Genomic DNA, 12,289 nt, shown 5'->3' with positions numbered 1-12,289 from the left:
CGCCGCGTCGGATATGGCGTGAGGTGCCGCTTCACGTATCGCGTCAGGTGCCGCTCACGTATCGCGTCAGGTGTCGCACTCCAGCACCGTGCGGCACAGCCCGCAACGGGCCCGCACCCGGCCGCGCACCGGGACCCGGATGCGCTGACGGCAGGTCGGGCAGGGGAAGGAGACGCTCAGCGGAGGGCCACTGTCGAAGGCGTAGTCGCCTCCGGTGGGGGAGGGGTCGCCGGACTGGGCCGACCGGCGGTCCTTGGCGTAGCGGCGGCGGCCGGTCCAGCCGGCGGCGGCGAGCGGCGGCCGGGCCTGGTCGTGGCGCGCCAGCTCCAGCCCCTTGGCGTACGCCTCGTATGCCTGCGGAGAGGTGAACCAGGGGGAGGGGTCCTCATCGAAGAGGAGCGCCCGCTTGGCCAGTACGTAGCCGAACTCCTCCGGCGTCAGATAGCCCAGTTTCTGGCTGGAAAGCGAGTCCTGGCGGAAGGCGTCGAGCAGCAACCAGCCCGTGCCGAGATAGGCGGCGGTGGTGTCGGTGAGGATTTCGTTGTCGCGTGTGCCGGGGAACGAGAGGTCGAGGCGGTGCAGATACACATGCGTGACCTCATGGGCGAGGGCCGCGCCGATGTCCCGACGGTGCGCCTTGAAGCGGGAGTTGAGCTCGATGAAGTACTCCGGGCCCGCGGCGAGCTCCACGTTTCCCGCATGCCGCATCTCCCGGAAGCTCACGATCATCCGGGCGTCGGGCAGCCGCAGATGCTGCACCATCACCCCGGCCACCCGCTGAACGCCCAGGTAGAGGTCGTCCTGATCGGAGAAGGCCACATCGCCGGGGAGCACGCTGAGCCCGAAGGTGTCCACCGTGTCGCGGGACAGCCTGTGGTAGAGCGCGGTGATCGAGGCCCGGACGGTGTCCAGGTGGGGATAGCCGTGCTCGATGTCGCTGCCCGGTGCCGCCACGCCGTCACCCCGTGCCCGTCGCCAGCCGTGCGCCCTGTCTCATCTCAACCTTACGGTCGTTCGGTGGGGCAGCGGGTAGGCCGCGCTGGCTGAAAACCGACCCTTGTCACCCCGTTCACCCGCTCCACATAATCACAGGGCGTTTTACCGGCTCATCCACGGGATTTCGGAGAGGTTTCCGGATTTTTTGGTTGGCATGAGCCTGACATGCGCGCCGAACCCCCCACGAAAGGACAGTCCGTTGCGGAAGACCCTGAAGCACCTCAAGAGAGCCTCGGCCGCCGGCGCAGTCGCCCTCGCCGCCTTCAGCCTCACCCCCGGCAGCGCCACCGCCGCGCCCACCGGCCCCGAGCCGAGCCCCTCCGTCGTCGGCGGCACCCGCGCCGCCCAGGGCGAATTCCCCTTCATGGTCCGGCTGTCCATGGGCTGTGGCGGCGCCCTCTACACCCAGGACATCGTGCTCACCGCCGCCCACTGTGTGGACGGCAGCGGCGCCGACACCTCCATCACCGCCACCGCGGGCGTCGTCGACCTCCAGAGCTCGAGCGCCATCAAGGTCAAGTCCACCGAGGTGCTCCAGGCCCCCGGCTACAACGGCACCGGCAAGGACTGGGCGCTCATCAAGCTCGCCAAGCCGATCAACCAGCCCACCCTGAAGATCGCCGACACCACGGCGTACAACCAGGGCGACTTCACCGTCGCCGGCTGGGGCGCGGCCGTCGAGGGCGGCGGCCAGCAGCGCTACCTGCTCAAGGCCACCGTGCCGTTCGTCGACGACGCCACCTGCAACTCCGCGTACGACGAGCTCGTGCCCGGCGAGGAGATCTGCGCCGGCCGGATGGCCCAGGGCGGCGTGGACACCTGCCAGGGCGACTCCGGCGGCCCGATGTTCCGCAAGGACGACAGCGGCCAGTGGATCCAGGTCGGCATCGTCAGCTGGGGCGAGGGCTGCGCGCGGCCCGGCAAGCCCGGCGTCTACACCGAGGTGAGCACTTTCGCCAAGGACATCAAGGCGGCCGCGAGCGAGCTCGGCGGCTGACGCCTCCTCAGCCTCGCCTCCGCCAAGAGCTGACCGGGGTCCGGCCATCGGGCCGGCCCCGGTCGGGGCTGCGGTGCCCTCAGCTCTGTCCGTAGCAGATGCAGAACGGGTGCCCGGCCGGATCGTTGAAGACCCGGAACCCCGACCGCTCCCCGCCGCTGTCGTGCAAGAACGTCGCCCCGAGCTCGATCAGCTCCTGCTGCGCCCGCTCCGCGTCCTCGATCGTGTCCACGTCGAAGTCGAGATGGATCTGCTGCGGATACGCCGGGTCCGGCCAGCGCGGCGGCTGATGGTCCGGTGCCAGCTGGAAGGCCAGCCGCCGGCCGTCCTCGGCCGTCAGGTTCGCCCACTCGGGATCGCTGTCGTCCACCCGCCAGCCCAGGATCCGTCCGTAGAAGGCGGCCAGCGCGGCGGGGTCGGGACAGTCGATGACGGTGCACTGAAGCGTCGCGATCATGCTGCGGACCCTAGCCCGGAACGGCCCTGCCCGGAACGGCTCAGCCTGGAACTGCTCCACCTGGAGCGGCCCCGTCCGGAACGGCCCTGCCCGGAACGGCTCGGCCACGGCTCCGCCCGGTACGAGCCCCGGGAAAATCGGCCCGGAAGTGGAACCTCCCCCCGCCCAGGCGACTCCTCCACGGTGGAGACACCGCCTCGGGAGCGGCCCTCCACCATGACCGCCCCGCCCCCTTCCGGCCCCTCGAGGGCCGGTTCCGAAACCCCCCACAGGGGTCGGGGCGGTCCGGGGCCCGGGGCCGTGACCGGCCCGGGCACAGGGTGCCGCGGGGCCGGGCCGCCTCCCGGCGGCAATAGGCGCAGGCCGAAGCGCCCCGAAGAGGAACCGAGCCCCGAGAAAAAGTAGTCTCGGGAGGCATGACGCACAGCATGAGCGACCACACCGCCGGGCAGCCGGCGACGCCGGGAGACCCCGAGGGGATCGACCCGTCCGTCCTCGACGAGCTGACCAGGTTGCGTGACAGCATCGACAACATCGACGCGGCCGTGGTCCATATGCTCGCCGAGCGCTTCAAATGCACCCAGCAGGTCGGCCACCTCAAGGCCGCCCACCGCCTCCCCCCGGCCGACCCGACCCGTGAGGCGCGCCAGATCACCCGGCTGCGGCAGCTCGCCGAGAGCGCCAAGCTCGACCCCGGCTTCGCCGAGAAGCTGCTCAACTTCATCATCGCCGAGGTCATCCGGCACCACGAGACCATCGCCCGCTCCTGACCCCGGCCCCGAGGGCGCACTCCGGTGGTGCGCCCGTACGGCCGTCCGCCCCGGGCAACCATCTCCCACCCATGTGCGGCCCGCCGCACGTAAGGCAGCATGTCCCCATGTCCGTACTGACGCGCGAGGAAGCGCAGATCCGAGCCCGCCTCATCGAGGTCCACCGCTACACCATCGACCTCGACCTCACTCGCGGGGAGGAGCTCTTCGGCTCCACCACGACCATCCGCTTCAGCGCGCGCCAGGCGGGCGCGGACACCTTCGCCGAACTCGCGCCGGCCGCGCTCCACCGTGCCGTACTCGACGGCCGCGAGCTCGACCTCACCGGCGACATGGCCGAGGCGCTCGCGGACGGCCGGCTTCCGCTCACCGGCCTCACCGAGGGGGAGCACGAGCTGCGGGTCGAGACGGACATGCGCTACTCCCACACCGGCGAGGGCATGCACCGTTTCACCGACCCCGCCGACGGCGAGACGTACCTCTACACCATGTGCTGCATGGCGGACGCGAACGACGTCTTCGCCGCGTTCGACCAGCCCGACCTCAAGGCCGTCTTCGACGTCCGTGTCACCGCCCCGCCCGAGTGGACTGTCCTCGGCAACGGCATCGCCACCCGCGTCGGCGCCCCCGAAGAGGGCCGCTGGCAGCTCGCGCCCACCCCGCCCATCAGCACCTATCTGATGGCCCTGGCCGCCGGCCCGTACCACTCGGTGCGCACCGAGCACGCCGGGCTCCCCTTCGGGCTGCACGTCCGCCGCTCCCTCGCGCCCTACCTCGAGGCCGACGCCGACGAGCTCTTCGACATCACCCGGCGCTGCTTCGACCGCTACCACGAGATCTTCGAGGAGCCGTACCCCTTCGACTCCTACGACCAGGCGTTCGTCCCCGAATTCAACAGCGGCGCCATGGAGAACCCGGGCCTGGTCACCTTCCGCGACGAATTCGTCTTCCGCTCCGCCGTCACCGATGCCGAGCGCCAGACCCGAGCCATGGTCATCGCCCATGAGATGGCCCATATGTGGTTCGGCGACCTCGTCACCATGAAGTGGTGGGACGACATCTGGCTCAACGAGTCCTTCGCCGAGTACATGGGCTACCAGATCCTCACCGAGACCACCCGCTACACCGACACCTGGGCTGACTTCGGCGTCCGCCGCAAGAACTGGGGCTACGACGCCGACCAGCGCCCCTCCACCCACCCGGTCGCCCCCGCCCCCGAGCTGGTCCCCGACACCGCCGCCGCCCGGCTCAACTTCGACGGCATCTCCTACGCCAAGGGCGCCTCCGCGCTGCGCCAGCTCGTCACCTGGCTCGGCGAGAAGACGTTCCTCGACGGCATCAACGACCACTTCACCCGGCACCGCTTCGGCAACGCCACCCTCGCCGACTTCATCGACTCCCTCGCCCGCTCCTCCGGCCGCGACGTCCATGCCTGGGCCGACCGCTGGCTGCGCACCACGGGTGTCGACACTCTCGCCCCCGTCGTCACCGCCAACGGCGACCGGTGGAGCGCCGAGATCCACCACCAGAGCGGCGGCCCGGACGGCGACGCCCCCACCAGGCGCCCGCACCGCATCGCCATCGGCCTCTACGACCACGCGCCCGCCGCCCCGCACCAACTGGTCCTGCGCGAACGCGTCGAGGCCGAACTCGACGGCGCCGGGGCCGCCCTCAGCCTCTCCTTCACCGGGCCCCGCCCCGATCTGCTGCTCCTCAACGACGGTGACCTCACCTACACCAAGATCCGGCTCGACCCCGGCTCCTGGAAGGCCGTCCACCGCGCCCTGTCCGGCCTCCCCGACGCCGTCAGCCGCGCCGTGGTCTGGAACGCCGCCCGCGACATGGTGCGCGACGGCGACCTCCCGCCCGCCGACTTCCTCGAGGCCGCCCGCGCCCATCTGCCGCACGAGACCGACATAGCGATCGTCCAGGGCGTCCTCGCCTTCGCCCGCACCCAGATCGCCGACCGCTACCTCCCCGCCGACCAGCGCCCCGCCGCCCTGGCCGCCATCCGCGACACCTGCCGCGATCTGCTGCGCCGCACCGAGGACGGCTCCGGCGCCGGGCTGCGGCTCGCCGCCGTGCGTACGTTCATCGGCAGCGCCACCGACCCCGCCGAGCTCACCGACTGGCTCGACGGCGACACCGTCCCCGGCGGCCCCGCCCTCGACCCCGAACTGCGCTGGCAGACCCTCGGCCGGCTCGCCGCCCTCGGCGCCGTCGGCCCGGCCGACATCGACGCCGAACTCGCCCGCGACTCCAGCGCCACCGGCCAGGAGGGCGCCGCGCGCTGCCGGGCCGCCCTGCCCGACGCCGCCGCCAAGGAGGCCGCGTGGAAGACCCTCTTCGACCCTGAAAGGGACGACCAGGGAACCGAACTCTCCAACTACCTGGTCACCGCGACCCTCGCCGGCTTCTGGCAGCCCGAGCACCACGACGTCCTCGCCGACTACGTGCCGCGCTACTTCCCGGCCGCCGTCACACTGGGCACCCGCCGCGGCCCCGCCATCGCCGACACCGTCGCCCGTTTCGGCTTCCCGAGCACCGTGGACGCCGAAACCCTGCGACAGGGCGAGGAATGCCTCGCGAACCCGGACGCCCTGCCCGCCCTGCGCCGCCGCCTCGCCGACCAGCTCGACGACCTGCGCCGCGCCCTGCGCGTACAGGAGAAGCAGAGCGAGTAACCACCGCCGACGCGGCAGCCCCCGCCCCGTCCAGGCCATGGCCCGGACGGGGCAGACTGACGGGCATGGATCGAGAAACTCTTGAGCGGACGTTGATAGTCGACGGGGAGAGCTTCGATGTCGCCGAGCGTCCCGACGAGCCCGGAACCTACGACTTCACCTGGCTGACCGGGCCGAACCCCGGATACGGCTTCACCACCCGTGTCCATGGAGCCGACTCCCTCAGCACACAGCAACTGGAGGACTCCGCACGGGAGTTCCTCGGCCAGGTGGACCCCGGCACCGGGCATATCGAGTAACCGGGCGGGCGAATCAATCCGTGTGACCGGGCCGTACCACGTACGGGTGCACTTCCCGCCGACCCCGGACCGGACCGCGGGTGCGCGAAGTAGTTTGGGCAACCCTGACCGCCGCCCGACCGCCTCCACCTGCCCGACTCCCAGACACCCCCTAGGGGCACACCCATGCCCGTGCCCGCATCCGGAACCGCCCGCCTCCTCGCCGGGGGCCATGGCGGACCGGGCGCGCTCCGCCCGATGGTCGACACCGTCCTCGACGCCCTCGCCCACGGGGCCGCCGACCGCGGCGGGCCACTCCCGGCCGGGGGACCGGCCGCGGTGGACCGGCGGATACGCGGTGCGGCCCGGCCACTCATCCCCGACGAGGGGGAGGGGCCCCACCACGCGCTGCGCACCCTCGTCCGCGCCCTCACCCACGGCGCGGCCGACCCCGCGGACCCGCGCTGCACCGCCCATCTGCACTGCCCGCCGCTCGCCGTGGCCACCGCCGCCGACCTCGCGGTGTCCGCGCTCAACCCCTCCCTCGACTCCTGGGACCAGGCCCCCGCCGCCTGCGCACTGGAGGCGCTGGCCTGCCGTGCCCTAGCCGAGCTCGTCCACCCCGACGGCCCCGCCCCCGACGCCCTCGTCACCACCGGCGGCACCGAGTCCAACCAGCTCGCGCTGCTCCTCGCCCGCGAAGCCGCGGGCGGCATCGGCAGCCCCCTGCGCGTCATCTGCGGCGGCAACGCCCACCACAGCGTCCACCGCGCCGCCTGGTTCCTCGGGCTGCCCGCACCCCACACCCTCCCCACCCCCACCGGCGTCCTCGACCCGGCCGCGCTCCACACCGCCCTCGACCGGCTGCCCGACGCCGACGCCCCCACCCTCGTCGTCGCCACCGCCGGCACCACCGACACCGGAGCCATCGACCCGCTCCCCGACATCGCCGACATCTGCGACCACCACACCGCCACCCTCCACATCGACGCCGCCTACGGCGCACCCCTCCTCTTCAGCGACACCCTCCACAAACGGCTCCACGGACTCGACCGCGCCGCTACCGTCGCCCTCGACCTGCACAAACTCGGCTGGCAGCCGGTCGCCGCGGGCCTCCTCGCCGTCCCCGACAGCGGCGCCCTCGCCCCGCTGGCCCACCAGGCCGAGTACCTCAACGCCGACGACGACACCGAAGCGGGGATGCCCGACCTGCTCGGCCGCTCCGTCCGTACCACCCGCCGCCCCGACATCTTCAAGATCGCCGTCACCCTGCGGGCGCTCGGCCGGCGCGGCCTCGGCGACCTCGTCGACCACGTCTGCGCGTCCGCCCAGCACCTCGCCGACCTCATCGAGGCCCGCCCCGGGCTCGAGCTCTACGCCCGCCCCACCATCAGCACTGTCCTCTTCCGCCCCACCGGGGCACCGCCCGCCGCCGTCGCCGCGCTGCGCCGCCGCCTCCTCCACCACGGCACGGCCGTCCTCGGCCGCGCCGTCACCCCCGAGGGGCTGTGGCTCAAGGCCACCGTTCTCAACCCGCACACCCAGCCCGACGATCTGCGCGGGCTGCTCGAACTCGTGGAAGGCCACACCACCCCATGAGCACCGAACAACCCCCCGCCCCCGCCGCCGGGTCCGCCCCCGGCGTCGACCGGCCCCTGGACCTGGCCGGCATCGGCATCGGCCCGTTCAACCTCTCCCTCGCCGCCCTCGCCCACGGCGTCCCCGCCCTGCGCACCGCCTTCTACGAACAGCGGCCCGCCTTCCACTGGCACCCCGGCCTGCTCATCGACGGCGCCACCATCCAAGTCCCCTTCCTCGCGGACCTGGTCACCCTCGCCGACCCCGGCAGCCCCTGGACCTTCCTCCAGTACCTCAAGGCCCATGAGCGGCTCTTCCCCTTCTACGTCGCCGAGCGCTTCCACATCGAGCGCGCCGAATACGACGCCTACTGCCGTTGGGTCAGCGAGCAGCTCCCCGGACTCCACTTCGACCACCGCGTCGACGCCGTCCGCTGGGACCACGAATACGAGCTCTTCGAAATCGACTTCACCCGGCCCGGCGGCCCGGGAGACGACGCCCACGCGCCCCACCCCACCGGAGCCGACGAGGAGGGCAGGGCCCTCGGCCGCGCCTACGCCCGCAACATCGTCCTCGGCGTCGGCACCGAACCGTACGTCCCCGAACCCCTGCGCCCCCTCGCCGACGCCCCCAACGTCCCCGTCCTCCACTCCTGCGACTACCTCGAACACCGCGAGCGGCTCCTGGCCACCGGCCACGTCACCGTCATCGGCTCCGGCCAGTCCGGTGCCGAGGTCTTCCTCGACCTGCTGCGCCACCGGCCGCTGGGCGCCGAAGGACTCCACTGGCTCGCCCGTACCCCGTCCTTCGCGCCCATGGAATACAGCAAACTCGGCCTGGAGCAGTTCAGCCCCGACTACACCCGTTACTTCCACACCCTCCCCGAGCCCGTCCGCGACCAACTGCTGCCCCGCCAGTGGCAGCTCTACAAGGGCATCGCCCACGAGACCCTCGACGCCATCCACCACGAGCTCTACCGCCGCGCCCTCCACTCCGACGGCTGGCCCGGCGCCGTCCTCACCCCCGGCGTCACCGTCCGCACCGCCGGCCGCATCGCCGCCGCCCGCCTCGAACTCCACCTGGAACACACCGAGCAGGGCACCCGCGCCCGCCACACCACCGAGGCCGTCGTCCTCGCCACCGGCTACCGCGAGCGTCGCGTCGACACCCTGCTCGCCGCCCTCGACCCCTACGTCCGCCGGGACGCCTCCGAGCGCCCCCGCGTCGACGCCGACCACCGCCTGGTCCTCGACCCCATGATCAAGGGCTCGGTGTACGTCCAGAACGCCGAACGCCACACCCATGGCGTCGGCACCCCCGACCTCGGCCTCGCCGCCTGGCGCTCCGCCGTCATCCTCAATTCGCTGCTCGCGGAACCCGCCTATCAGCTGCCGTCCCGCACCGCGTTCACCGCCTTCGGCCTCCAGCCGTCGGGGCGGTGCGGCACCGTCATCGGCGGCCCGCACCTTCCCGACCAGCGCACAACCCTGGCCCCTACACGCACCTGACCGCGCCGGGGCCCCGAATCCCGTGCCCCGAGACTTGTGCCCCGGCCCGGAACGCCGGACCGAACTGGAACACCGGACCGGCCCGGAACACCGGACCGAACTAGAACACCGGAACGCCGTCGCGGGTCAGCTTCCAGTCCACCGACGCGAACCGCGACACATCGATCGACTTCTCCGCCTGCACCCAGGCGATGATCGTGTTCCGGATCTCCTCCGAATTGGCCCACACCTGCTTCGCGGCGGCCACATGCGGGAAGTTGCCGCCCCCGCTCGCCCGGTAGTTGTTGACCGCCAGCACGAACTGCGCCTTCTCGTCGATCGGCTTGCCGTCGAAGCTGAGCCCCGCGATCCGCGAGCCCGGCGCCTTCGCGATGTCGATCTCGTACGTGAGGCCGCCGACCGCGTCGTAGTTGTAGTCCGGGATGTCCGAGGCGTTCGTCAGCTTCGACGGATCCACATCGCCGCCCGCCGGAGTCTGCACGTAGTACCGCGCCGAGAACTCCAGGTACTCCTTGATCTGGGCGCCGGTCAGCACCCGCGCCTCCAGCGTGTTCTCGAACGGATACAACCCCGCCACCTGCCGGATCGTGACCTCCCCGGCCGGGATCGACGCCGTACGGGAGAAGCAGGACGCCTGCGAGAGCACCGGCAGCGCCGCGTACTCCGTCCCCGCCAGCGCCGCCTTCACCGTCTCCGACTGCACATGGTTGATGAAGTCGAGGATCGGCACGTCCTTGTACGGCGCCTCGGTCGCCGTCATCGCCGCCGAGCAGGTGCCGATGGCCTGGTTCACATAGCCGACGACCTTCTTGTGCTCATCGCCGAGCAGCCCCACGATCCGCGGGTCCTCCTCGGCCGCATTGGAGTTCAGCACCTTCGCCGACACCGACGCCACCTGCCAGCGGCCCCGCTCCCACTCCAGCTCGAAGTCGAAGAGGGTGAGCCGCTGACCCCACTTGAGCGGCTCCGACAACACGACTTCGCGTCCGGTCTCCTTGTTGACCACCCGTGACTCCGGGATCTCCACATGCGCGTGGCCCACCAGGATCGCGTCGATCCCCGCCACCTTCTCGGCCACCAGCGCCGCCGCGTTCTCCACATACGGCACCTGGTCGCCGTAGCTGGAGGTGCCGCTGGTCCCCGAATGCGCCGAGACGATCACCACGTCCGCGCCCATCGACCGCAGCCGCGGCACCCACTTCGCCGCCTGCTCCTCCAGACCCGGGAAGGTCATCTTCCCCTGCACATTGACCTTGTCCCAGATCGCGATGCCCGGATTGGTCAGCCCCAGCACCGCCACCTTCACATCCCGCCCGCACGGGGTGCGCAGCCGCGTCATCCAGTACGGCGCGAAGGCGGGCCGCAGCGTCTTCGCGTCCAGCGCGTTCGCCCCCAGCAGCGGGAACTCGCACTGCTCCTCGAACTTCCGCAGCACCGGGATGCCGTAGTTGAACTCATGGTTGCCCAGCGCCGCCGCGTCATAGCCGATCGCGTTCATCGCCTGCGCCATGGGATGCACCGGGCCGCCTTCCCCGGTGATCGGGTCGACCCTGGCGTAGTAGTACGACAGCTGGGTGCCCTGGATGGTGTCGCCCGCGTCGATCAGCAGCGTATTGCGGCGCCCCTTCTCCTTACGGACCTGGTCCACCAGCGTGGAGATCTTCGCCAGGCCCACATCGTTGTGCGCCGTGTCGTCGAACTCGGCATCGGTGAAGTAGTCCCAGTTGAAGACGTTGCCGTGCAGATCGGTCGTGCCCATCACGGTGAAGGCGTACCGCCGCCGGGGGCGCCCGTGCCCCCGCGCCTCGGCCGGGACGGCGGCCGCGGCCGAGGCGAGGGCGGCCCCCGCACTGGTCGCAGCGGTGCGACCCAGGAACTTCCGACGGTTGAGCGGCATGGCTGATCTCCTCTGAGATACCTGCGAAATGAGCACAACGCGCGTAGATTCTGGCCCAGCCGCGCCGCTCCGCACCACCCCCGGCAGATTGCGATCAGGTTGCCCCCGGCGCTTCTTGAGGGGTGGGCAGGCAAGAATTCAACGGCCGGGTCGTCCCACCCCGCCGAGGCCCCGGGCGTCGTACGCTCCGGACACCACCCCGCGCACACCCGACCAGGAGCCGCCATGGACCAGCCGGCCCACCCCAGCCAGCCGCCGCAGCCCGCCGCCCCCGCGCCTGCCGCCCCCGTGCCCTACGGCACCCCCGACACCCCGCGCGTCGCCGTCCGCGGCGAGGCGACGCTGGAGGTCGACCCCGAGATCGCCCGGCTCACCATCACCGTCAGCGCCCGCGGCGCCGACCGGCGCGCCGCGCTCGATGACCTCACCCGCCGCAACAACCAGGTCCTCGCGTTGGTGAAGCCCTACGGCGAAGCGGTCGAGAAGCTGGAGACCGGCGCCTTCTCGGTCACCCCCGAGATCAACCCCAAGAGCCGCCATGAGCGCGTACGGGCCTACCACGGGCGGGTGCACCTCACCGCGACCCTCACCGACTTCACCGCCCTCGGCGAGCTCACCACCCGCCTCGCCGACCTCGACCTCACCCGCGTCGACGGCCCCTGGTGGGGGCTGCGCCCCGACTCGCCCGCCTACGGCCGGGCCCGGCAGCAGGCGGTGCGGGAGGCGGTGCAGCGGGCCCGCGAGTACGCCGGAGCACTCGGCTCCCGGCTGGTCGCGCTCACCGAGCTCGCCGACCTCGAGGCGGAGCAGGGCCCGCTCCAGCCCGTGGCCGCCGCCACGCGCGGCCGGTCCGCCTTCGGCGGCCCCGCGGACCGGGACGCCGTCGCCGCGCTCGACCTCGAACCGCAGCGCCAGACCGTGTATGCGCATGTCAACGCGCGCTTCACGATCACCCCTCCCGAGCTCTGAAGGCCCTGCTTCCGAGTCTTGAAACCATCCTCCGAAACGCTCATCGGAGCACCCCGCTGCACGTTTCATTAGTTGTCAATGGCCCGCCATCCAAAGGCCATGGAGGAGTGTGAAGTTCCGGGCTCTTTACTCGCCGGTAAGTCATAGGCTCGGCA

At 71.7% G+C, this 12,289-nt stretch carries 10 protein-coding genes; 7 read left to right on the top strand and 3 right to left on the bottom strand.

The window, feature by feature from the left end; translation table 11 throughout:
• Window positions 1-66: 66 nt before the first annotated feature.
• A complete protein-coding gene (locus tag ACFYOY_RS10365; RefSeq protein ID WP_351895022.1) occupies window positions 67-954 on the bottom strand; it encodes a hypothetical protein in 888 nt (295 codons plus the stop codon).
• 241 nt (window positions 955-1,195) lie between these two features.
• Here ACFYOY_RS10365 and ACFYOY_RS10360 point away from each other — a divergent pair, with 241 nt between their 5' ends.
• A complete protein-coding gene (locus ACFYOY_RS10360; RefSeq protein ID WP_351895027.1) occupies window positions 1,196-1,993 on the top strand; it encodes a serine protease in 798 nt (265 codons plus the stop codon).
• A 79-nt stretch (window positions 1,994-2,072) separates the two neighbouring features.
• Here the strand turns inward: ACFYOY_RS10360 and ACFYOY_RS10355 are convergent, their stop codons facing one another.
• Window positions 2,073-2,450 (bottom strand): VOC family protein, encoded by a 378-nt coding sequence (locus tag ACFYOY_RS10355; protein ID WP_161561667.1) that lies wholly within the window; start codon window positions 2,448-2,450, stop codon window positions 2,073-2,075.
• A 428-nt stretch (window positions 2,451-2,878) separates the two neighbouring features.
• On the opposite strand from ACFYOY_RS10355, the gene ACFYOY_RS10350 reads away from it, so the two are divergent.
• The 5 genes from ACFYOY_RS10350 to ACFYOY_RS10330 all read left to right on the top strand — a co-directional run bounded on the left by ACFYOY_RS10350 (window position 2,879) and on the right by ACFYOY_RS10330 (window position 9,268).
• A complete protein-coding gene (locus ACFYOY_RS10350; protein WP_351895188.1) occupies window positions 2,879-3,220 on the top strand; it encodes a chorismate mutase in 342 nt (113 codons plus the stop codon).
• A gap of 107 nt (window positions 3,221-3,327) precedes the next feature.
• Window positions 3,328-5,904, top strand: coding sequence for an aminopeptidase N (gene pepN, locus ACFYOY_RS10345; RefSeq protein ID WP_351895037.1), 2,577 nt, complete (start codon window positions 3,328-3,330; stop codon window positions 5,902-5,904).
• Window positions 5,905-5,969: 65 nt separating this feature from the next.
• The gene (locus tag ACFYOY_RS10340; protein WP_351895044.1) at window positions 5,970-6,203 is read left to right on the top strand and encodes a hypothetical protein; all 234 of its coding nucleotides are present in this window, start codon (window positions 5,970-5,972) and stop codon (window positions 6,201-6,203) included.
• A gap of 165 nt (window positions 6,204-6,368) precedes the next feature.
• Complete coding sequence (locus ACFYOY_RS10335) at window positions 6,369-7,781, top strand: pyridoxal phosphate-dependent decarboxylase family protein (protein ID WP_388585999.1); 1,413 nt, start codon at window positions 6,369-6,371, stop codon at window positions 7,779-7,781.
• Complete coding sequence (locus tag ACFYOY_RS10330) at window positions 7,778-9,268, top strand: lysine N(6)-hydroxylase/L-ornithine N(5)-oxygenase family protein (RefSeq protein WP_388585996.1); 1,491 nt, start codon at window positions 7,778-7,780, stop codon at window positions 9,266-9,268. Before ACFYOY_RS10335 ends, ACFYOY_RS10330 begins: the two co-directional genes overlap by 4 nt.
• Window positions 9,269-9,368: 100 nt before the next feature.
• Here ACFYOY_RS10330 and ACFYOY_RS10325 read toward each other — a convergent pair whose 3' ends face one another.
• On the bottom strand, window positions 9,369-11,165 hold the full coding sequence (locus ACFYOY_RS10325; RefSeq protein ID WP_388585993.1) for a bifunctional metallophosphatase/5'-nucleotidase: 1,797 nt from the start codon (window positions 11,163-11,165) through the stop codon (window positions 9,369-9,371).
• A gap of 225 nt (window positions 11,166-11,390) precedes the next feature.
• On the opposite strand from ACFYOY_RS10325, the gene ACFYOY_RS10320 reads away from it, so the two are divergent.
• Complete coding sequence (locus tag ACFYOY_RS10320; protein ID WP_351895069.1) at window positions 11,391-12,134, top strand: SIMPL domain-containing protein; 744 nt, start codon at window positions 11,391-11,393, stop codon at window positions 12,132-12,134.
• The last annotated feature ends 155 nt before the right edge of the window (window positions 12,135-12,289 follow it).

This window comes from Streptomyces sp. NPDC007875, from assembly GCF_042868035.1.
Classification (GTDB): Bacteria; Actinomycetota; Actinomycetes; order Streptomycetales; family Streptomycetaceae; genus Streptomyces; species Streptomyces antimycoticus.
This window is presented reverse-complemented; position numbering and strand designations above follow the sequence as displayed.

What these genes read in the sequence shown, in the direction of transcription:
- ACFYOY_RS10330 (WP_388585996.1), top strand. Translation starts at nt 7,778, where the DNA reads ATGAGCACCGAACAACCCCCCGCCCCCGCCGCCGGGTCCGCCCCCGGC.
- ACFYOY_RS10335 (WP_388585999.1), top strand. Translation starts at nt 6,369, where the DNA reads ATGCCCGTGCCCGCATCCGGAACCGCCCGCCTCCTCGCCGGGGGCCAT.
- ACFYOY_RS10320 (WP_351895069.1), top strand. Translation starts at nt 11,391, where the DNA reads ATGGACCAGCCGGCCCACCCCAGCCAGCCGCCGCAGCCCGCCGCCCCC.
- ACFYOY_RS10340 (WP_351895044.1), top strand. Translation starts at nt 5,970, where the DNA reads ATGGATCGAGAAACTCTTGAGCGGACGTTGATAGTCGACGGGGAGAGC.
- pepN (WP_351895037.1), top strand. Translation starts at nt 3,328, where the DNA reads ATGTCCGTACTGACGCGCGAGGAAGCGCAGATCCGAGCCCGCCTCATC.
- ACFYOY_RS10350 (WP_351895188.1), top strand. Translation starts at nt 2,879, where the DNA reads ATGAGCGACCACACCGCCGGGCAGCCGGCGACGCCGGGAGACCCCGAG.
- ACFYOY_RS10355 (WP_161561667.1), bottom strand. Translation starts at nt 2,450, where the DNA reads ATGATCGCGACGCTTCAGTGCACCGTCATCGACTGTCCCGACCCCGCC.
- ACFYOY_RS10325 (WP_388585993.1), bottom strand. Translation starts at nt 11,165, where the DNA reads ATGCCGCTCAACCGTCGGAAGTTCCTGGGTCGCACCGCTGCGACCAGT.